The organism is Streptomyces sp. NPDC059696 (assembly GCF_042733745.1).
GTDB lineage: Bacteria > Actinomycetota > Actinomycetes > Streptomycetales > Streptomycetaceae > Streptomyces.
In genome coordinates this window covers 72831-91554 of record NZ_JBHWFG010000013.1, presented here as the reverse complement: position 1 = coordinate 91554, position 18724 = coordinate 72831, and the positions used below count along the sequence as shown (strand labels likewise).

The 18724-nt window shown below is 71.5% G+C and carries 23 protein-coding genes; 14 read left to right on the top strand and 9 right to left on the bottom strand.

All coding sequences use genetic code 11. The features are described 5' to 3' along the window. Positions 1-49: 49 nt before the first annotated feature. Positions 50-790 carry a Clp protease N-terminal domain-containing protein gene (locus ACFV20_RS16640; protein WP_385657084.1) on the bottom strand — a complete coding sequence of 247 codons (741 nt, stop codon included), beginning with the start codon at positions 788-790 and terminating at the stop codon, positions 50-52. 97 nt (positions 791-887) lie between these two features. On the opposite strand from ACFV20_RS16640, the gene ACFV20_RS16635 reads away from it, so the two are divergent. Beyond that, positions 888-2000 (top strand): DUF2786 domain-containing protein, encoded by a 1113-nt coding sequence (locus tag ACFV20_RS16635; protein ID WP_385657081.1) that lies wholly within the window; start codon positions 888-890, stop codon positions 1998-2000. Positions 2001-2343: 343 nt separating this feature from the next. Here ACFV20_RS16635 and ACFV20_RS16630 read toward each other — a convergent pair whose 3' ends face one another. The 4 genes from ACFV20_RS16630 to rpmB form a co-directional block, all read right to left on the bottom strand. Then, on the bottom strand, positions 2344-2871 hold the full coding sequence (locus ACFV20_RS16630) for a DUF4232 domain-containing protein (RefSeq protein ID WP_385657079.1): 528 nt from the start codon (positions 2869-2871) through the stop codon (positions 2344-2346). A 323-nt stretch (positions 2872-3194) separates the two neighbouring features. Then, positions 3195-3713, bottom strand: coding sequence for a hypothetical protein (locus tag ACFV20_RS16625; protein WP_385657077.1), 519 nt, complete (start codon positions 3711-3713; stop codon positions 3195-3197). A gap of 114 nt (positions 3714-3827) precedes the next feature. Beyond that, the gene (gene rpsN, locus ACFV20_RS16620) at positions 3828-4133 is read right to left on the bottom strand and encodes a 30S ribosomal protein S14 (RefSeq protein WP_062928325.1); all 306 of its coding nucleotides are present in this window, start codon (positions 4131-4133) and stop codon (positions 3828-3830) included. After that, positions 4133-4369 (bottom strand): 50S ribosomal protein L28, encoded by a 237-nt coding sequence (gene rpmB / locus ACFV20_RS16615; protein ID WP_385657073.1) that lies wholly within the window; start codon positions 4367-4369, stop codon positions 4133-4135. Before rpmB ends, rpsN begins: the two co-directional genes overlap by 1 nt. Before the next feature lie 64 nt (positions 4370-4433). On the opposite strand from rpmB, the gene rpmG reads away from it, so the two are divergent. From rpmG to ACFV20_RS16590, 5 genes are all read left to right on the top strand, one after another. Next, a complete protein-coding gene (rpmG, locus tag ACFV20_RS16610; RefSeq protein WP_003991959.1) occupies positions 4434-4598 on the top strand; it encodes a 50S ribosomal protein L33 in 165 nt (54 codons plus the stop codon). Positions 4599-4600: 2 nt separating this feature from the next. After that, positions 4601-4858 carry a type B 50S ribosomal protein L31 gene (locus tag ACFV20_RS16605; protein WP_385657072.1) on the top strand — a complete coding sequence of 86 codons (258 nt, stop codon included), beginning with the start codon at positions 4601-4603 and terminating at the stop codon, positions 4856-4858. Between the two features lie 4 nt (positions 4859-4862). Further along, positions 4863-6065 carry a CobW family GTP-binding protein gene (locus ACFV20_RS16600; RefSeq protein ID WP_385657069.1) on the top strand — a complete coding sequence of 401 codons (1203 nt, stop codon included), beginning with the start codon at positions 4863-4865 and terminating at the stop codon, positions 6063-6065. Positions 6066-6071: 6 nt separating this feature from the next. Next, entirely contained in the window at positions 6072-6305 is a 234-nt protein-coding gene (gene rpsR, locus ACFV20_RS16595) for a 30S ribosomal protein S18 (RefSeq protein ID WP_385657066.1), read from the top strand. A 556-nt stretch (positions 6306-6861) separates the two neighbouring features. Then, positions 6862-7113 carry a DUF397 domain-containing protein gene (locus tag ACFV20_RS16590; RefSeq protein WP_366708993.1) on the top strand — a complete coding sequence of 84 codons (252 nt, stop codon included), beginning with the start codon at positions 6862-6864 and terminating at the stop codon, positions 7111-7113. Between the two features lie 120 nt (positions 7114-7233). Here the strand turns inward: ACFV20_RS16590 and ACFV20_RS16585 are convergent, their stop codons facing one another. Then, positions 7234-7725, bottom strand: a complete 492-nt coding sequence (locus ACFV20_RS16585) for an ATP-binding protein (RefSeq protein ID WP_385657064.1) — start codon at positions 7723-7725, stop codon at positions 7234-7236. Between the two features lie 364 nt (positions 7726-8089). On the opposite strand from ACFV20_RS16585, the gene ACFV20_RS16580 reads away from it, so the two are divergent. From ACFV20_RS16580 to ACFV20_RS16555, 6 genes are all read left to right on the top strand, one after another. Continuing rightward, the gene (locus ACFV20_RS16580) at positions 8090-8914 is read left to right on the top strand and encodes a helix-turn-helix transcriptional regulator (protein ID WP_051715698.1); all 825 of its coding nucleotides are present in this window, start codon (positions 8090-8092) and stop codon (positions 8912-8914) included. A 96-nt stretch (positions 8915-9010) separates the two neighbouring features. Next, positions 9011-10474, top strand: a complete 1464-nt coding sequence (locus tag ACFV20_RS16575) for an aldehyde dehydrogenase family protein (RefSeq protein WP_385657061.1) — start codon at positions 9011-9013, stop codon at positions 10472-10474. A 127-nt stretch (positions 10475-10601) separates the two neighbouring features. Further along, the gene (locus tag ACFV20_RS16570; protein ID WP_385657058.1) at positions 10602-11153 is read left to right on the top strand and encodes a DinB family protein; all 552 of its coding nucleotides are present in this window, start codon (positions 10602-10604) and stop codon (positions 11151-11153) included. A 10-nt stretch (positions 11154-11163) separates the two neighbouring features. Continuing rightward, positions 11164-11805 (top strand): PadR family transcriptional regulator, encoded by a 642-nt coding sequence (locus ACFV20_RS16565; protein ID WP_385657055.1) that lies wholly within the window; start codon positions 11164-11166, stop codon positions 11803-11805. 72 nt (positions 11806-11877) lie between these two features. Next, positions 11878-12828 (top strand): ATP-binding cassette domain-containing protein, encoded by a 951-nt coding sequence (locus tag ACFV20_RS16560; protein ID WP_385657052.1) that lies wholly within the window; start codon positions 11878-11880, stop codon positions 12826-12828. Continuing rightward, complete coding sequence (locus tag ACFV20_RS16555) at positions 12825-13586, top strand: ABC transporter permease (protein WP_385657048.1); 762 nt, start codon at positions 12825-12827, stop codon at positions 13584-13586. The genes ACFV20_RS16560 and ACFV20_RS16555 overlap by 4 nt, the downstream gene beginning before the upstream one ends. Before the next feature lie 14 nt (positions 13587-13600). On the opposite strand, the gene ACFV20_RS16550 is transcribed toward ACFV20_RS16555, so the two are convergent. After that, positions 13601-15007 (bottom strand): glutamate decarboxylase, encoded by a 1407-nt coding sequence (locus ACFV20_RS16550; protein WP_385657046.1) that lies wholly within the window; start codon positions 15005-15007, stop codon positions 13601-13603. Positions 15008-15048: 41 nt separating this feature from the next. Continuing rightward, positions 15049-16341 (bottom strand): ion channel protein, encoded by a 1293-nt coding sequence (locus ACFV20_RS16545; protein WP_385657043.1) that lies wholly within the window; start codon positions 16339-16341, stop codon positions 15049-15051. Between the two features lie 105 nt (positions 16342-16446). Here ACFV20_RS16545 and ACFV20_RS16540 point away from each other — a divergent pair, with 105 nt between their 5' ends. Then, positions 16447-17208: a MerR family transcriptional regulator gene (locus tag ACFV20_RS16540; RefSeq protein ID WP_385657041.1), complete on the top strand. Its 762-nt coding sequence runs from the start codon at positions 16447-16449 to the stop codon at positions 17206-17208. Between the two features lie 19 nt (positions 17209-17227). Here ACFV20_RS16540 and ACFV20_RS16535 read toward each other — a convergent pair whose 3' ends face one another. Beyond that, positions 17228-17593 carry a YbjQ family protein gene (locus ACFV20_RS16535; protein ID WP_191846876.1) on the bottom strand — a complete coding sequence of 122 codons (366 nt, stop codon included), beginning with the start codon at positions 17591-17593 and terminating at the stop codon, positions 17228-17230. Between the two features lie 134 nt (positions 17594-17727). On the opposite strand from ACFV20_RS16535, the gene ACFV20_RS16530 reads away from it, so the two are divergent. Beyond that, positions 17728-18654 (top strand): DedA family protein, encoded by a 927-nt coding sequence (locus ACFV20_RS16530; RefSeq protein ID WP_385657038.1) that lies wholly within the window; start codon positions 17728-17730, stop codon positions 18652-18654. Positions 18655-18724: the final 70 nt, after the last annotated feature.

Here is an 18724-nt window from a genome sequence, read left to right as displayed (position 1 = left end):
GCGAGTCTGCCAGGGGGGTCTGACAAAGCCCTGCCGGCGCGGGCCGGCGTCAGGACTCGTCCAGCGCCTCCTTCTGCGCCTGCACGATCTTCTCCAGGGTCGCGGCGACGTACCGCTCGGTCTGCTCCTTGCCGATGCCGAGGCCGCTGAGGACGCCTTCGCCGTTCTCGTGCTCCAGCAGGGCGAGCAGGATGTGCTCGGTGCCGATGTAGTTGTGGCCGAGGCGCAGGGCCTCGCGGAAGGTGAGTTCCAGGACCTTCTTGGCGGCCTGGCCGTACGGCACCAGCTCCGGGGCCTCGTCGACGGCGGGCGGGAGCGCCGCCGTGGCCGCCTCGCGGACCGTGTCGAGCGCGACGCCCTGCTCGACGATGGCCTTCGCGGCGAGGCCCTCGGGCTCGGCGAGCAGCCCGAGGACGAGGTGTGCGGGCACGCCCTCGGCGTTGCGCGCGGCCCTGGACTCGCTGTGGGCGGTCATGACCACGTTCCGCGCGCGCACGGTGTAGCGGCTGAAGCCCTGGCTCGGGTCGAGGTCGGCCGACTCCTTCGGCACGAACCGCTTCTGCGCGGCCTGCCGGGTGACGCCCATGCTCTTGCCGATGTCGGTCCAGGACGCGCCGGAGCGGCGGGCCTGGTCGACGAAGTGGCCGATCAGGTGGTCGGCCACGTCGCCCAGGTGGTCAGCGGCGATCACCGCGTCCTGGAGCTGGTCGAGCGGCTCGGCGTGCACCTTCTTGATGGCCGCGATGAGGTCGTCGAGACGGATGGACGAGGTGGTCTCGGGGTTCGTCATGTGTCAACCGTAGGTTGCGCCCCCAGGGGCGTCAACCGCGAGTTGACACTCGATCGGGTGTTCCGGGCCCGCCGCCCCGGCGTGGCACCATCGGCCCGTGAGTACGTCCAGCACCGTCGACCGCGCGTTCGCGGCGGCCCTCTACGAGACCGGCGAGAGGGCCCTCGACACCGGCGCCTCCCTGCTCGCCTCCGACCCGGCGTCGGACGCCGAACTCGACCGGCGCGGCCAGGAGTTCGCCGCGGCGGCCTGGCGGCGCGGCTGGCAGCCGGCCGATGTCGTACGGATCGTGCGGCGCGAGCTGGACGACGTGCACGTGCTCCTCGTGGCGGCGCTGATCCGCGCCCAGGCACCCGCCGACGTGCCCCGGGGCCGCCGCTGGGACGCGCAGCTCGCGGAGCTCCCCACCGACGCCCCGCCCCGCACCGACCGCTTCTCGCACGCCACGGCCGTGCTGGAGCTGTACCGCCTGCTGCTGCGGCTGCCGTCCCTGGAGTCCCTCGACGAGACGCCCCGAGCGGCACCCGGCCCGGCGAGGCCCGAGTCGCGCATGCTCACCCGCATCCGCGCCCTGCTGGCCAAGGCCGAGGCGACCGGGTTCCCCGAGGAGGCGGAGGCGCTCAGCGCCAAGGCGCAGGAGCTGATGGCCCGACACAGCGTCGACGAGGCGCTGCTCGCGGCGCAGGCACCCTCGCCGGACACGCCCGGGGCCTGCCGGATCGGGGTCGAGCCGCCGTACGAGCAGGCCAAGGCGGTGCTGCTGGACGCCGTCGCCGGCGCCAACCACTGCCGCGCGGTGTGGAACGAACCCCTCGGCTTCTCCACCGTCGTCGGCTTCGAGGCCGACCTGGAGGCGGTCGAGCTCCTCTACACCTCACTCCTGGTGCAGGCCACGACCGCCATGACCAAGGCCGAGGCGGCGCAGAGGGCCGGTGGCCGCAAACGCACCAAGACGTTCCGGCAGTCCTTCCTCGCGGCCTACGCCCACCGCATCGGCACCCGGCTGGCCGCGGCCGCCGACACCCAGGTGACCGACGACCTGCTCCCGGTCCTCGCCTCCCGCGAGGTCGCCGTCGCCGGGCGGCTGGACCGGATGTTCCCGGAGACGACCACGACCCGGCTGCGCGGGGTGCGGGACGCGGCGGGCTGGACGCAGGGCGCGCAGGCGGCGGACCGCGCCCAGGTCCGGCACCGCCCACCGCTGCGCTGACCTGTGCTCGCCGCCGCGCTGACCCGCCGTCGGCCCTGACAGCGCTCCGGGCCCCGCCAGTGCTCCGGGCCCCGGCAGTGCTCTGGGCCCGGGCAGTGCTCTGGGCCCGGGCAGTGCTCTGGGCCCGGGCAGTGCTCTGGGCCCGGGCAGTGCTCTGGGCCCGGGCAGTGCTCTGGGCCCCGGCAGTGCTCCGGGCCCGGGCAGTGCTCCCAGCGCAGCCTGTGCCCTGACGCCGTCGGTGCCCCGGCACCGGCAGTGCTACCGGCGCAGACTGTGCCCCGGCACCGTCAGTGCCCCGGCACGGTCTGTGCCCCGGCACCGTCTGTGCCGTCGATTCCCGCCGTCAGTCGCCCGACGTCTCGAAGCCGCTCACCGAGGCCTTCTCGTCCCCCGCCCAGGAGACCTCGCCGTACGACCACTTCAGCTCGTGCGCCGTCCTGGTGTCGCCGGGCAGGGTGAAGGACGCCGCGTGGACGTCGAGACTCTCCGCGGAGCCCGCCTCGCCCCGGACGTAGGTGAGGGTGAAGGACGTGGTGGCGCCCTTCCCGAGGGTCAGCGACTGGGCCTTCGCACCCTCGACCGGTGAGACGGACGTGGTCTTGTCGTCGGCCAGCAGGTCCACGCCGGGGAAGCCCTTCAGCGCGCACTGCTCACCCTTGTTGGTGAGGCTGACGGTGACGGTGCCGGTGTCCCCCGCGGCCGGGGCGGCGGCGGCGCCGACCTCGACGCCCATGTCGCCGAGCGCACAGGCCGATTCACTGGGCCGGTCCGCGTTCTTGACGTCGTCGCCGCCGGACGTGTCGTCGCTGCAGCCGGTCAGCAGGACCGTCGCGGCGAGGGCGGCGGCCAGGGCGAGGGGGTAGGTGCGCATGAGGTCCTCTGGACGTGTCGAACGAAAGCGGCAACGGACCCCTGGATCATCACGCACGCGCGCACCGCCCGCTCACGCGCCCCCTCCGATTCCCCCGAACGCCGGACGGACCGCGGTGCCCTCAGGCGATCCGCGGCCCGTCCGCACAGATGCCGGTGTCAGCCGACCGAGCCGATGCCGGTGTTCAGCCGACCGAGCCGATGCCGGTGTCAGCCGACCGAGCCGATGCCGGTGTCAGCCGACCGAGCCGATGCCGGTGTCAGCCGACCGAGCCGATGCCCGTGTCAGCCGACCGAGCCGATGCCGGCCGGCGGATGCCCGCCTCAGCCGAGGCCGGCCGTCGGCAGGCCCGTCGGCAGCTTGCCGCCCTCGGCCTTCCTGTAGGTCTCCGCTCCGAGGCCGCCCTCCCAGGTGACCTTCAGGCTGCCGGCGTTCACGGAGTCGACCATGCCGGTCGCCCGGTCCTTGGAGCCGTCCGTGCACTTCAGGCGGATCATCCGCATCCCGGACTCCTCGCCCGCGGTGCCGCTGCAGACGCTCCCGCCGGTGCCGAACAGCGCGGCCTGCTTGCCGGTGATCACCAGGGCCACGGCCTTGCCGTCGGTCGTCGCGAGCCAGCTGCCCTCCAGTTCGCCACCGGCCGGCTCCCCGGACCCGGAACCGGACCCGGAGTCGCCCGCGCCGGCGGACGACGAGGCGGACGGGGCCGGGCTGGGGGCGGAGTCGTCGCCCGAGTCGCCGTCGCTGCTGCACGCGCTCAGCACGAGCACGCCCGTCAGCCCCGCGGCCGCCGCCGCGACACGCACGGCGCCGGAACGGCGCGAGAAGATCACCGAAGTCACTGCAAGCCCCCAAGCTGTAGCCGGCCGACCGGTCCGGACGGCACCGGCCGGCCTCCTGGCCGGAACGACCGCAGCAAGCTACCAGGGCCCGTCAAGGGCCCTGCGAAACGCCTCCTACCAGGACGACTTGCGCACCCCGGGCAGATACCCCGCGTGCGCCTGCTCCCGCAGACTCACCCGGGACAGCCCGAACGCCCGGAAGTAACCGCGCGGCCGGCCGTCCACCTGGTCGCGGTTGCGCACGCGCGTGGCGCTCGCGTCCCGCGGCTGCCTGCGCAGCTCCGCCTGGGCGGCGAGCCGTTCGGCCTCCGTCGACGACGGCCGCCGGATGATCTCCTTCAGCTCGGCCCGCCGGGCGGCGTACCGCGCGACGACCTCCTGTCGCCGGTCGTTCTTCGCGATCTTGCTCTTCTTCGCCATCAGACCCTCACTCCCCGGGCGCGGATCCGGGCGACGGCCGCCTCGATCCCGATCGTGTCGACGGTCTTGATCCCCCTGGCGCTGAGCCGGAGCCGGACGTACCGGCCCTCGCTCGGCAGCCAGTAGCGCTTGGCCTGGATGTTGGGGTCGAACCGGCGTGACGTGCGCCGGTGGGAGTGGGAGATGCGGTTGCCGAAGCCCGGCTGTGTGCCGGTCAGCATGCAGTGCGCGGACATGGGTGGTGACGTACCTCTCTGCTCAGCCTGTGGAAATGGATTTCATTTTCAGTATCATAGCGGCATGGCACGCAACGAACTCCGTCCGGTCATCAAGCTCCGGTCCACCGCCGGGACCGGCTTCACCTATGTCACCCGCAAGAACCGCCGCAACGACCCGGACCGCTTGACCCTGCGCAAGTTCGATCCGGTCGCCGGCCGCCACGTCGACTTCCGAGAGGAGCGCTGATCATGCGCCAGGGAATCCACCCGGAGTACGGCCCCGTCGTCTTCCGTGACCGTGCCGCGAACTACGCCTTCCTCACCCGCTCGACCCTCTCCGCCACCGCGGGCGGGAAGACGATCGAGTGGGAGGACGGCCTCACCTACCCGGTCGTCGACGTCGAGATCTCCGACGTGAGCCACCCCTTCTACACCGGTACCGCCCGCGTCCTGGACACCGCCGGGCGCGTGGAGCGCTTCGAGCGCCGGTACGGAAAGAAGGGCTGACCCCGTGGCTGTCCCTCCCGGTCTCCCCGTCGTGATCGTCGGCGGGCTGCACGCCGACGCCCGCAGGGCGGCCGTCGCGCGCCTTCTCGCCGACGTGCCCGGCAGCGTCGTCCTCCACCACGACCTGTCGACGGCCGCCGCGGGCACCGTCGTACGGACCGTCAGGGACGCCTCCGGAGTCCTCGACGCGGGGGAGGCACCGCTCGTCAACGACTGCGCGTGCTGCGCCCTGCGCGAGGACCTGGTGCCGGAGCTGGAGCGGCTGCGCGACGCCGGGGCCACCCGGCTGGCCGTCGTCGAGCTGTGGGATTCGGTGGAGCCCAAGGCCATGGCCGAGGTCGTCACGGCGGGCGGGCTCACCGTCACCGGTGTGATCACCGCCGTCGACCCGGCCCTGGTCCTGCCCTACCTCGGCAACGGCGACGACCTGGCCGACGCCGGTCTCGCTGCCGCCGCCACCGACCAGCGCACCATCGCCGACACCTTCGCGCGCCAGCTGGAGTACGCCCCCGCCCTGGCCGTCGCGGACTCCCCGGAGGCCGACGAGGAGGACCGCGAGCTGCTCGCGCAACTGCACCCGACGGCCCGCCGTGCCCCGATCGGGGAAGGCGCCCCCGTGGACCGGGCCGGCGACGGCCTCACCGTGCCGACCCCCCGCAGGGCTCCGCTCTCTCCGCTGGCCGAGGCGGCCCTGGCCGGTTTCGACGTCGAGGCGGCGGCCGCCGCCCAGCACCCGGCGTGCGCGCTGCTCCCCGCCGAGGCCGACGCGCACGGCGTCTCCACCCTGGTGTGGCACCGGCGCCGCCCGTTCCACCCGGAGCGGCTGTACGCCGCACTGGAGGACCTGACCTGCGCGGCCGCCCGCAGCCGGGGCCGGTTCTGGCTCGCCGACAAGCCCGACACGCTGTTCCACTGGGACGCGGCGGGCGGCGCCCTGTGCGTGGAGGGGGCGGGCCCGTGGCTGGCCTCCCTCCCGGACGCCGCCTGGGAGATGGTCCCGCCGGTGCGCCGCGCCGCCGCCGCGCTGGACTGGCACCCCGAGCACGGCGACCGCGGTCAGCACCTGGTCTTCACCTCGCCCGGCCTCGACCGGGACGGCCTGGAGCGGCTGCTGGAGTCCTGCCTGCTGACCGACGCCGAGTACGCCGCGGGCCCCGACGCCTGGCAGCGGCTGCCGCACGCCTTCGACACCCTTCTGGAGGTCTGACCCCCGATGCCCCGCAAGCACGACCGCACGCCCGCCAAGAACCGGCCCAACCCCCTGGACCGGGCCGGGATCACCTACATCGACTACAAGGACACCGAGCTGCTGCGGAAGTTCATCTCCGACCGCGGCAAGATCCGCAGCCGCCGTGTCACCCGGGTGTCCTCCCAGCAGCAGCGGCAGCTGGCCAAGGCGATCAAGAACGCCCGTGAGATGGCGCTCCTGCCGTATTCCGCGCGCTGACCCCATCCGGACCGAGTGAGGTTCCCCACGCTTGACGGCTGGGGAACCCGCTGTGCCGCCGCCACGCGGCCGACCGGGGCGATGTGACCCGGCGGCGAGCGCGGGTCCGGCGATGGTCCGAGGGGGACACCGGTCACGAGGACGACCCCGGCCTCCTGCGACCGGCCTATTTCTCGCCGTCCCCGCAGGCCACGGGCGTCTTCCGGATACTGGTCGGTCCGTCGAACGCCCTTCGCAGGGTCGTGCGTCTAGCTCACGCTTCTCCGGTGCGGCACCTTCTCGGTCGCCGCTCTCCGCCGCCGAGCGGATGTTCCGCCTCCACCGGACCTCCCCGAACCCCCCGACTTCACCGCAGGCCGCAGGGAACGAGAGGTGGGGGCGGGGCGTCAGACAGAGGAGAGATCGGGTCAAGCGGTCGTCAAGGCTGTAACCACGGGACCACCCCGCGTGCACGTGCATCTGCCCATGCACCTGCACATGAACAGGGCTATGATCCGGGTCAGTTGACCACTGCACCAATGGCCACACCAGCCAGTGCACCACCGGGGAGCGACCTGTGGACCACGACGTGTACGACGTGTACAACGGGATGGCGGCCGCCGGGCTGCGCGGTGTGGCCTGGCAGAAGAGCCGGCACAGCAATTCGCAGGGCTCATGCGTGGAGTTCGCCCGATTGCCCGGCGGTGACGTGGCCGTGCGCAACTCGCGCTTCCCGGACGGCCCCGCACTGGTCTACACCCGTGCGGAGATCGAGGCCATGCTGCTGGGGGTCAAGGACGGCGAGTTCGACCACCTGGTCGGCGGCTGACGCTCCGGCGGCCCCGGCGGAGCGCCGGACCGCGTGCCCGGTGAAGCTCTGACGGGCGCTGTGCCCCTGATGTGCGGTGACGCGCGTAGAACCGCGGCGCGATGATGCGCCGCGGTCTTCTCATTCCCCGTTCTGCCGTGCGCCGGTGTGCGGCAGCCGGAACAGCGCCCACACCACCTTGCCGTTGAGCGCGCCCGCGAGCGGGTGCCAGCCCCAGCTGTCACTGAAGGAGTCGACCAGGAACAGCCCGCGGCCCGACTCGGCCGAGAAGTCGTCGGTCTCCCGGGTGACCGGACTGTCGTGGCTGGGATCGCGCACCGCGCACACCAGCCGCTCGGTCCACCGCATCAGGTGCAGGCGCACCGGGGGTTCGCGGTCGCCGCACGCGCCGCTCGCCGGCAGGCCGTGCCGCAGCGCGTTGGTGACGAGCTCCGAGACCACCAGACAGACGTCGTCGAACCGCTCGCCCATGTCCCACTGGTCGAGGGTTCTGCGGGTGAATCGCCGTGCCTCGCGCACCGCTTCGTAACGGGCGGGAAGGGCACAGGAGGCGGCGTCGGACACGGCCGCGGGATCCAGCGGCGGAAGGCCCTGCCGTAACGGCTCGAGCATGGTCGATCCATTCGTCCCCATGCGAGGCACTCCCGGGAATTCGCGGTCGGTGCGATGCAGCGGTGGTGCGGCACCATGGTTTCGGATGCGTACAGCAGATGCAAGGGCAGATGCACGTGCACGTGACCGGAATGAGCTGTCCCGTACCGCTTGTTGGCCAATTTTTCCGTCATCTTCATGTCGCTCTCCGGCCGTTCACTTGCCTTCTTCTTGCTTCCGCGCGCGAGCGTCGATCGTCTCGATTCCGTTTCCGTAACCGGACGAGTACTGCTCGAAGTGTTTTAGTGGCAGACTGCGGCCCCTGAAGACGTTGGGGAGGCTGGCGAACGTGAGCGCGGGAGAGCCGGGATCGGTGGTGCGGCGCATGCTGCTCGGATCACAACTCAGGCGACTGCGTGAGGCGCGGGGGATCACGCGCGAGGCGGCGGGCTATTCGATCCGCGCCTCCGAGTCGAAGATCAGCCGGATGGAGTTGGGCCGGGTGAGCTTCAAGACCAGAGACGTCGAGGACCTGCTGACCCTGTACGGCATCACGGACGAGCAGGAGCGCGCCTCCCTGCTGTCCCTGGCCAAGGAGGCCAACGTCGCGGGCTGGTGGCACAGTTACTCGGACGTGCTGCCCAGCTGGTTCCCGACCTATGTCGGCCTGGAGGGCGCCGCCTCGCTGATCCGGGCCTACGAGGTGCAGTTCGTGCACGGCCTGCTGCAGACCGAGGCGTACGCGCACGCGGTGGTCCGGCGTGGCATGCAGGGCGCGAGCGAGGCCGACGTCGAGCGCCGTGTGGCCCTGCGCCTGGAGCGGCAGAAGTACCTGGTCGACGAGCGCGCGCCCGACTTCCACATCATCCTCGACGAGGCCGCCCTGCGTCGCCCCTACGGCGACCGCGAGGTGATGCGGGGGCAGCTCCAGCACCTCATCGAGATCTCGGAGCGGCCCAACGTACGGCTCCAGGTGGTGCCGTTCAGTCTCGGCGGCCACTCCGGCGAGAGCGGCGCGTTCACGATCCTCAGCTTCCCGGAGTCCGATCTGTCGGACGTGGTCTACCTGGAGCAGCTCACCAGCGCGCTGTACCTGGACAAGGCCGAGGACGTCGCCCAGTACGAGAAGGCGCTCAAGGAGCTGCAGAGCGACAGCCCCGGACCTTCGGAGAGCCGGGACCTTCTGCGAGGTCTCCTCCAGCTCTCCTGAAGTGGGCCTTCAACTCGCCTTAAACATCAGTACGATGACGTGTGATCAGATCGTGAAGGCGCGGTCAGGGGTCTGCTTAGGGATCGAGGGATCACATTGTCGTCGTCCTGCTTCACCGACCTTGCACAGCAGTACATCGACGGTGAGTGGCGCCCGGGCACCGGTTCCTGGGACATCATCGACTTCAACCCGTACGACGACGAGAAACTCGCGTCGATCACCATAGCCACGGTCGACGAGGTCGATCAGGCGTACCGGGCGGCCGCCCGCGCCCAGAAGCAGTGGGCCGCGACCAACCCCTACGCCCGCCGGGCGGTCTTCGAGAAGGCGCTGCGCCTGATCGAGGAGCGCGAGGCGGAGATCTCCGAGGCCATCATCGCCGAGCTCGGCGGCACGCGTCTGAAGGCCGCGTTCGAGCTGCACCTCGCCAAGGAGTTCCTGCGCGAGGCGGTCCACTTGGCGCTGGCCCCGGAGGGCCGGATCCTCCCCTCGCCGGTGGACGGCAAGGAGAACCGCGTCTACCGCGTGCCGGTCGGTGTGGTGGGCGTGATCAGCCCCTTCAACTTCCCCTTCCTGCTGTCGATCAAGTCCGTCGCCCCGGCGCTGGCGCTGGGCAACGCCGTGGTGCTCAAGCCGCACCAGAACACCCCGATCGTCGGCGGTTCCCTGGTCGCGAAGCTCTTCGAGGACGCGGGGCTGCCCGGCGGGCTGCTGAACGTCGTCATCACCGACATCGCCGAGATCGGCGACGCCTTCATCGAGCACCCCGTCCCCAAGGTCATCTCCTTCACCGGTTCCGACGCGGTCGGCCGGCACGTGGCGACCGTCTGCGCGCGGCTGTTCAAGCGCTCCGTGCTCGAACTGGGCGGCAACAGCGCGCTGGTGGTCCTCGACGACGCCGACCTCGACTACGCCGTCGACGCGGCGGTCTTCAGCCGTTACGTCCACCAGGGCCAGGTCTGCATGGCCGCCAACCGCATCCTCGTGGACCGGTCGGTCGCGGACGAGTTCACCGAGAAGTTCGTCGCCAAGGTGAAGACCCTCAAGGCGGGCGACCCGCGCGACCCGGAGACCGTCATCGGCCCGGTCATCAACTCCTCGCAGGCGGACGCCGTCTCCGGCGTGGTCGAGCAGGCCCTCGCCGAGGGCGCCACGGCCCTGGTGCGCGGCGGGCGGACCGACAACCTCGTCGAGCCGTCGGTGCTGACGGACGTCCCCGCCGACTCGGCGCTGCTGCGGCAGGAGGTCTTCGGGCCGGTCGCGTTCCTCGTGCCGTTCGACGGCGAGGAGGAGGCCGTACGGCTCGTCAACGCCACGCCCTACGGGCTGAGCGGTGCCGTGCACACCGGGAACGTCGAGCGGGGCGTCGCCTTCGCCCAGCAGATCGACACGGGCATGTTCCACGTGAACGACGGCACCGTGCACGACGAGCCGATCGTCCCGTTCGGCGGGGAGAAGCACTCGGGCATCGGCCGGCTCAACGGCGACACGATGCTGGACTCGTTCACCACGACCAAGTGGATCTCCGTACAGCACGGCCGGAGCCGGTTCCCGTTCTAGACGTTCTCGGCATCCGGCCGAAAGCCTCGCGCGCCCGGGCCCTTGCGGACAGAACCTGACCGCAAGGGTCCGTAGCTTTGCCGGTGTCGGGGGGAGAGGCCCCCAGGTCTGGCGAAAGGCGGCGGTCATGGTCACTCACGTTCCGGCGGAGGCACACGGCGACGAGCGCGGAGCGCTTCTGTCCTTCATCGCCGAGCAGCGCGGCGGAATCCGCCGGGCGGTGCTCGGACTGACCGACGAGCAGGCCGGCTCGCGTCCCAGCGCCAGTGAGCTGTCCCTCGCCGGGCTGGTCAAGCACGTGGCCGAGGTCGAGCAGATGTGGGTCTCCCTGGCCAAGGGCGAGCCGCCGGCGGTGGTGCGGGACCAGAGCAACTGGCACGAGTGCTTCCGGCTGGTCGAGGGCGAGACCGTCGCCTCGCAGCTGGCGTACTGGGAGAAGGTCGCCGCCGAGACGGAGGCGTACATCCGCTCGGTGCCGAGTCTCGACGACACCTTCGCGCTGCCGGCCCAGCCCTGGTTCCCGCCGGACGGCCGGGTCTCCCACCGCTGGCTCTGTCTGCACCTCATCCGCGAGACCGCCCGGCACGCGGGTCACGCCGACATCATCCGCGAGTCCCTGGACGGCAGGACCGCCTTCGAGCTGGTGGCCGAGGAACAGCGGGCGGGGGCCGAGGCATAGCCTTGGCCGCATGTCGACGATCCGCCTCCTCGTGCTCGGCGCGGTCCGTATGCACGGGCGGGCCCACGGCTACCAGGTGCGCAACGACCTGGAGTACTGGGGCGCGCACGAGTGGTCCACCGCCAAGCCCGGCTCGATCTACCACGCGCTGAAGCAGATGGCCAAGCAGGGGCTGCTGCACGCGCACGAGATCGCGCCGTCCACGGCGGGCGGCCCGCCGCGCACCGAGTACGAGCTCACCGGGCTGGGCACCGAGGAGTACTTCCGGCTGCTGCGGGAGGCGCTGGTCACCTACGACCAGCGCGGGGACATGAAGACGGCCGCCGTCGGCTTCGTCGTCGACCTGCCGCGGGCCGAGGCGGTCGCGCTGCTGAAGGAACGGACCCTCAGGATCGAGCAGTGGCGGGCCGCCGTCCTGGAGCACTACGTGCCCGAGGAGGGGCCCGGGCAGCTCGGGCACATCGGCGAGATCATGAACATGTGGGTCCACACGGCCGACTCCGAGGCCGAGTGGACCCGCGGCCTCATCGGGCGCATCGAGGGCGGCGCCTACACCTTCGCCGACGAGGGTGACCCGTTCGTCGGCGTCCTGGCCGAGGACGAGGAGAACCCCTACGCGACGGGGGAGCGGCACCCCGGGGACGCCCACTAATCAAGTTTGACGAATAGCTCGGGCGGGTTTAGCTTGAGTCTGTAGTCAAGTTTGACTAGCGAGGGAGACTCAGTGGCCGATCCGGCGATCACCGTCGAAGGCGCCCGGAAGACGTACGGCGAGAAGAAGGCACTGGACGGGCTCGACCTCACGGTCGCGCGCGGCACGGTGCACGGGGTGCTCGGACCGAACGGCGCGGGCAAGACCACCCTGGTGCGGGTCCTGTCCACCCTGCTGCGGCCCGACGCGGGACGGATCGAGGTGGCGGGACACGACGTGGTGCGCGAGGCCTACGCCGTGCGGCTGCGCATCGGTTTGCTCGGCCAGCACGCCGCGCTCGACGAGGAACTCGGGGGCCGGCAGAACCTGGAGCTGTTCGGCCGGCTGCACCACTTGGGCGCGCGGGGCGCACGCGCGCGTGCGGACGAACTGCTGGAGCGTTTCGGCCTGGCCGACACCGGCCGCAAGGCGGTCCGCCAGTACAGCGGCGGCATGCGGCGCCGCCTGGACCTGGCCGCGTCCCTGATCACCGAGCCGGAGGTGCTGTTCCTCGACGAGCCCACCACCGGCCTGGACCCGCGCGGCCGCGCGGAGGTGTGGTCCTCCGTCCGCTCCCTGGTCGGAGGCGGCACGACGGTCCTGCTCACCACCCAGTACCTGGAGGAGGCCGACCAGCTCGCCGACCGCATCTCCGTCGTCGACGCCGGCCGGGTCGTCGCCGAGGGCACCGCGGACGAACTGAAGGCCGAGACCGGCGGCGACCGCATCGACGTGGTCCTGCGTCACGCCGGCGAACTGGGGGCCGCCGTCGCCCTGCTGCCCCTCAGCGGGATCAGCGTCGACGCCGACCGGCGGCTGCTGAGCGCGCCGGTGACCGACCGCATGGAGGCGCTCTCCGGGGTCGTACGGGCCCTGCGGGAGGCCGGGATCGAGGCGGAGGACGTCGCCCTGCGCCGCCCGACGCTGGACGAGGTGTTCCTGCATCTCACCGGGGACGGCCACCGGGTGAAGGAGGCCGCGTGAGCGCGCACGCCCTGACCGACTCGTGGACCATGACCCTCCGGGAGCTGGCCCGTTGGGGGCGGCAGCCGGTCCAGCTGGCCGTCAACCTGGTCTTCCCGGTGATGCTGCTGCTGATGTTCGGCTACCTCATCGGCGGCGGCCGCGGGGTGAGCGGTGAGTACCGCGACTACCTGATCCCCGGGATGCTCGCCCTCACCATGGCCTTCGGCCTGGAGGGCACGATGCTCGCCGTCACGCAGGACCTCAACAAGGGCGTGATCGACCGCTTCCGCTCGATGCCCATGGCCAACGGGGCGGTCCTGGTGGGCCGTTCGGCCGCCGACATGCTCCAGTCGGGGATGGCCCTGCTGGTGCTGATCGGCGTGGGCGTCGCGCTCGGCTGGCGGCCCGGGGGCGGTCCGGTGGCCCTTCTCGCCGCCGTGGGGCTGCTGCTCCTGTTCCGGTTCGCGATGCTGTGGATCGGCATCCACCTGGCCCTGGTGGCGGGCAAGCCGGAGATGGTCCAGGCGGTGCAGATCCTGGTCTGGCCGGTCGGCTTCCTCTCCAACGCGCTGGCCGTCCCCGGCTCGATGCCCGGCTGGCTGGGCACGGTCGTCGAGTGGAACCCCATGTCCCACACGGCCACGGCCGTCCGGGACCTGTTCGGCGTGCCCGGCACGGAGTCCGGGCACGCGTGGGCCGCGATCGTCTGGCCCCTGGCCCTGCTGGCGGTCTTCTTCCCGCTGGCAGTACGACGGTTCGGCCGGCTCAGCCGCTGACCTCCGTCACGTCCCTAGTGGTGGAAGCTGGTCGCCGCGCCCCTGTCCTCGGTCAGCGGGCGCGGCTGCCGGCGCAGCTCCGGCAGCAGCCGCTCCAGGTCCTGCGCGAGCAGGTCGGCGAGGTCGGCGGAGAAGCCGTTGCGGCACACCACCCGCAGCACCGACAGGTCCTCGCGGTTGGCCGGGAAGGTGTAGGCGGGCACCAGCCAGCCGTGCTCGCGCAGCCGCCGGGAGACGTCGAAGACGTCGTACGCCGTCACCTCCGGCGCGGTCGTGAAGGCGAACACCGGCAGCTCGTCGCCCCGGGTCAGCAGCCGGAAGTCGCCGAGCGCCTCGATACGCCCGGCCAGCTCCGTGGCCACGTCCCGCGCGGCCTGCTGCACGGCCCGGTAGCCCTGACGCCCCAGCCGCAGGAACGTGTAGTACTGCGCGACGACCTGCGCGCCCGGGCGGGAGAAGTTGAGCGCGAACGTCGGCATGTCGCCGCCCAGGTAGTTCACCCGGAACACCAGCTCCTCCGGCAGGGCCTCCGAGTCCCGCCACAACGCCCAGCCGACACCCGGGTAGACCAGTCCGTACTTGTGCCCCGAGGTGTTGATCGACGTCACCCTCGGCAGCCGGAAGTCCCACACCAGGTCCTCGTCGAGGAACGGCGCGACCATGGCCCCGGACGCCCCGTCCACATGCACCGGGACGTCCAGCCCGGTCCGTTCCTGCAAGCCGTCCAGCGCCGCGCACAGGTCCGCGATCGGCTCGTAGGACCCGTCGAAGGTCGAGCCCAGGATCCCGACGACGCCGATGGTGTTCTCGTCGCACAGCTCGGCGGCGGCCTGCGGGTCCAGGTGGAAGCGCTCGCCCTCCATGGGCACCAGCCGGGCCTCCACCTCCCAGAAGTTGCAGAACTTCTCCCAGCAGACCTGCACGTTCACGCCCATCACCAGGTTGGGCCGGGCCCCGGGGTAGCGGTCGGCGTTGCGCTTGGCCCAGCGCCGCTTCAGCGCCATCCCGGCGAGCATGCACGCCTCGCTCGACCCGGTCGTCGAACACCCCACGGCGGTCGCCGGGTCGGGGACGTTCCACAGGTCGGCGAGCATCGCCACGCAGCGCCGCTCCAGCTCGGCGGTGCGCGGGTACTCGTCCTTGTCGATCATGTTCTTGTCGCGGCACTCCGCCATCAGGATCCCCGCCTCGGGTTCCATCCAGGTGGTGACGAAGGTGGCGAGGTTCAGCCGGGCGTTGCCGTCGAGCATCAGCTCGTCGCGCACCAGCCGGTGGGCGGTCGTCGGGGCCATCGGCTGGTCGGGGAGGCGGTGGGTCGGCGGGGCCTCCATCATGTCGCCGAGCGGGTTGGCGGGGCCGTAGAAGGGGTTGACGGACAGGCGGCGTTCGGCGGTCCGGGGGGTGCCTTCGCTGTACGGCATGGGGTCTCCAGGCATGGGTTCGAGTGGGGGAGGACAAGGCGTCAGCGGACGGATGTGCCGTCCGCGCGCAGCTGCATCTGCGGCCGGCCCGTCACCAGCAGCCAGGCCGGCAGTGACGCGATGCAGAGCAGGGAGATGACCATCGGTTCGGCGATCAGCACCGCGGCGACGAACAGGCTGAGCCAGCCTTGCCGCGTGATCGCCAGCAGCACCCCGAGCACACCGGCGGACACGCCCACCGAGGGATGCACTCCGGACACCAGGGCGTGCGCGCACAGGCCGAGGGCGGTGCCGACGAACACGGCGGGGAAGATGCGCCCGCCGCGGAAACCGCAGGACGCGGCTACCACCAGCGCGGCCAGCTTCACCACCGTCATGACGGCGAACTCCCCGGCGGACCAGCCGTCCGGGTCGTGCGCCAGCGTGGCGATCTCGTCGAGCCCCTTGAAGAGCGTCAGATGGCCGCCCACAGCAGCGAGACAACCGAGCACGGCCCCGCCCGCCGGGAGCATCAGCATCGGGTGCCGCAGCCACTGGAACGCCGCGTGGACGTACGGGAAGGCCCGCACGGCGCACAGGGTGAGCAGCGCGCCCACCATGGCGACCACCACCGACGCCAGCAGGTCGGACCACCCCGGCCGGCCGAAGGACGGCAGGCCCAGGTCGAAGCTCGGGTGGTCGAGGAGGGTGACGGTCAGGGAGCCGGCGGCCGCGGCGGTCAGCGGCGCGAAGAGGTTGTCCCACAGCATGCCGCGGGTCTCCTTCGTGGCCAGCAGTTCGGAGATCGCCAGGGCGGCCGCGACCGGGGTGCCGAACAGCGCGCCGATGGTGGCCGCCTCCGCCAGCGCCGGCCAGATCCGTCCGGGGGCCCGGGGGATCAGCCGGCTGCCCAGCCAGACCGCGAGGGCCACGTTCACCGTGATGATCGGGTTCTCGGGGCCGAGGCTGGGTCCCCCGGCCAGCATCAGCGCGGTCACCAGCAGCAGCCCCGGCAGCACCACGGGCGGCAGGACGGGGGCGTCGAGACCGACGGTGGCGGGATCGGGGCCCGCGTGCCCCGGCGCCTTCCACACCACCAGCCCGACCGCGATGCCGGTCGCGATGAGCACGACGAACATCCACGCCACGGAGTACCGGCCGACCCCGAGCGCGTCCGGCACGGTCTGCCAGAGCACGTCCTGGAGCTGCTCGGCGGCGACCTCCACCCCCACCAGGATCAGGCTGCAGAGCACGCCCACGGCCACGGCGGGCACGATCGAGGGCAGCAGGGCCCGAGCGGGCGTCGACGGACGGACGGAGGATGCCTGGTCTTCGGAGTCCTGGACCACGGGCACACGATAAACGGATCAAACGGCATAAACGGGATAGGCGGGCAACACGCTTGCACCTCACGTGGCGTGAGGACCGACCGTGGAGCGCGGAAGAAGAAAGGAGCGGAAGTGAGCTACTCCGTGGGACAGGTCGCCGGTTTCGCCGGTGTGACGGTGCGCACCCTGCACCACTACGACGACATCGGCCTGCTCGTGCCCAGCGAGCGCAGCCACGCGGGCCACCGGCGCTACAGCGACGCCGACCTCGACCGGCTGCAGCAGATCCTGTTCTACCGCGAGCTCGGCTTCCCGCTCGAGGAGGTCGCCGCCCTGCTCGACGACCCGGACGCGGACCCGCGCGCGCACCTGCGCCGCCAGCACGAACTGCTGACCGCCCGGATCGAGAAGCTGCGGAAGATGGCGGCGGCCGTGGAGCACGCCATGGAGGCACGCACGATGGGGATCAACCTGACGCCCGAGGAGAAGTTCGAGGTGTTCGGCGACAAGGACCCGGAGCAGTACGCCGAGGAGGCGGAGCGGCGCTGGGGCGGCACCGAGGCGTACGCCGAGTCACAGCGCCGCGCCGCGAGCTACACCAAGGAGGACTGGAAGCGCATGCAGGCCGAGGTGGCCGACTGGGGTGAGCGCTACGCCGCCCTGATGACCGCCGGCGAATCACCGGCCGGCGAGGCGGCCATGGGCATGGCCGAGGAGCACCGGCAGCACATCTGCGGATGGTTCTACGAGTGCTCGTACGAGCTCCACCGGGGCCTCGGCGAGATGTACGTCGCCGACGAGCGCTTCAAGGCGTTCTACGACTCCATGCGCCCGGGCCTCGCCGAGCACCTGAGGGACGCGATCGTTGCGAACGCGGCACGTCACACCGCCTGATCCCCGGCCCGGGAGTGCCTCACTCCCGGGTCAGGACCACCGCCGTCCCGTACGCGCACACCTCGGTGCCGACGTCCGCCGCCTCCGTCACGTCGAAGCGGAACGCGAGGATGCCGTTGGCGCCACGCGTGCGTGCCTGCTCGACGAGCCGCTCCATGGCCTGGTTGCGGGTCTGCACCAGCGTCTTGGTGAGCCCGCGCAGCTCGCCGCCGACCATCGACTTCAGCCCGGCGCCGATCTGGCTCCCCACGTGGCGGGAGCGCACGGTCAGGCCGAAGACCTCGCCGATCACCTCCCGCACGTGGTAGCCGGGAACGTCGTTCGTGGTGACGACGAGAACCTCGGGCTCCGGGCCCTGTCCGCCGCCGTATTCGTCGATGCCCATGGTTCACAGCTTTGACCGGGACCGCGCACAGTGCATCCTGAGTACGCCCATGGAACCTGGGCCGGAACGGCTGCGTTGATACTTTGGGGCAGCCAGCCTCCGCCCGTCCCCCCAGCAGCAGGAGCCACATCCCCGTGACCACGCTTGCGCTCGGCCCCGAGTGGCTCAGCCCGGACTACCTGATCTCGACGTTCAGCCTGCCCGGCATCCTGCTCATCGTCTTCGCGGAGTCCGGTCTCTTCGCGTTCCTGCCCGGCGACTCCCTGCTGTTCACGGCCGGGCTCTTCGTGGCCGAGGGCACCTACATCAGCCAGCCGCTGTGGCTGGTCTGCGCCCTGATCGTGCTCGCCGCCGTCCTCGGTGACCAAGTGGGCTACATGATCGGCAAGTTCCTGGGCCCGAAGCTCTTCAGCCGTCCCAACTCCAAGCTCTTCAAGCAGGAGAACCTGGACAAGGCCCACGAGTTCATGGAGAAGCACGGCCCCAAGGCGATCGTCCTGGCCCGCTTCGTGCCCATCGTGCGCACCTTCGCACCCATCGTGGCCGGCGCCGGCCGCATGAAGTACCGCACGTTCCTCACGTACAACGTCATCGGCGGCGTCGCCTGGGGCACCGGTGTCACCCTCGCGGGTTACTGGCTGGGCCAGATCGGCTTCATCAAGAAGAACGTCGAGGCGATCCTCGTCCTCATCGTCCTGATCTCCGTCGTGCCGATCCTCATCGAGTACCTGCGCGACCGCTCGAAGAAGAAGCGCGCCGCGGCCGAGACCCCCGGGCAGCACGGGCAGCAGCCCCCCGCGATGGACGACGCGACGACCCAGCTGCGCCGCATCACCCCCGACGACCAGCCGCCCCGCCGGCAGCCGCAGCAGCCCCCGTACGGCGACCACAACGGCTACGACGACCAGCAGTACTACGGCCAGTACCCGCAGGACCCGGGCTACGGCCGACAGCCGCACCCGCAGCACCCGCAGCACCCCTACGGCACCCAGCAGCAGCCCTACGGCACCCCGCAACAGCCGTACGGCACGCAGCAGGGGCCTCACAACAACGGCTACTGAGCCGACCGTCCCGGGGGCGCGGGGAACCGCGCGAAAACCCCCACCGGCCCGCGGCCGCCGACGTACCCAC

Coding starts and splice junctions, on each gene's coding strand:
- ACFV20_RS16535 (WP_191846876.1), bottom strand. CDS start 17,593: ATGGGCATCGACGAATACGGCGGCGGACAGGGCCCGGAGCCCGAGGTT.
- ACFV20_RS16640 (WP_385657084.1), bottom strand. CDS start 790: ATGACGAACCCCGAGACCACCTCGTCCATCCGTCTCGACGACCTCATC.
- ACFV20_RS16630 (WP_385657079.1), bottom strand. CDS start 2,871: ATGCGCACCTACCCCCTCGCCCTGGCCGCCGCCCTCGCCGCGACGGTC.
- ACFV20_RS16605 (WP_385657072.1), top strand. CDS start 4,601: ATGCGCCAGGGAATCCACCCGGAGTACGGCCCCGTCGTCTTCCGTGAC.
- rpmG (WP_003991959.1), top strand. CDS start 4,434: ATGGCACGCAACGAACTCCGTCCGGTCATCAAGCTCCGGTCCACCGCC.
- ACFV20_RS16570 (WP_385657058.1), top strand. CDS start 10,602: ATGGTCACTCACGTTCCGGCGGAGGCACACGGCGACGAGCGCGGAGCG.
- rpsR (WP_385657066.1), top strand. CDS start 6,072: ATGCCCCGCAAGCACGACCGCACGCCCGCCAAGAACCGGCCCAACCCC.
- rpmB (WP_385657073.1), bottom strand. CDS start 4,369: ATGTCCGCGCACTGCATGCTGACCGGCACACAGCCGGGCTTCGGCAAC.
- ACFV20_RS16550 (WP_385657046.1), bottom strand. CDS start 15,007: ATGCCGTACAGCGAAGGCACCCCCCGGACCGCCGAACGCCGCCTGTCC.
- rpsN (WP_062928325.1), bottom strand. CDS start 4,133: ATGGCGAAGAAGAGCAAGATCGCGAAGAACGACCGGCGACAGGAGGTC.
- ACFV20_RS16580 (WP_051715698.1), top strand. CDS start 8,090: ATGCTGCTCGGATCACAACTCAGGCGACTGCGTGAGGCGCGGGGGATC.
- ACFV20_RS16585 (WP_385657064.1), bottom strand. CDS start 7,725: ATGCTCGAGCCGTTACGGCAGGGCCTTCCGCCGCTGGATCCCGCGGCC.
- ACFV20_RS16565 (WP_385657055.1), top strand. CDS start 11,164: ATGTCGACGATCCGCCTCCTCGTGCTCGGCGCGGTCCGTATGCACGGG.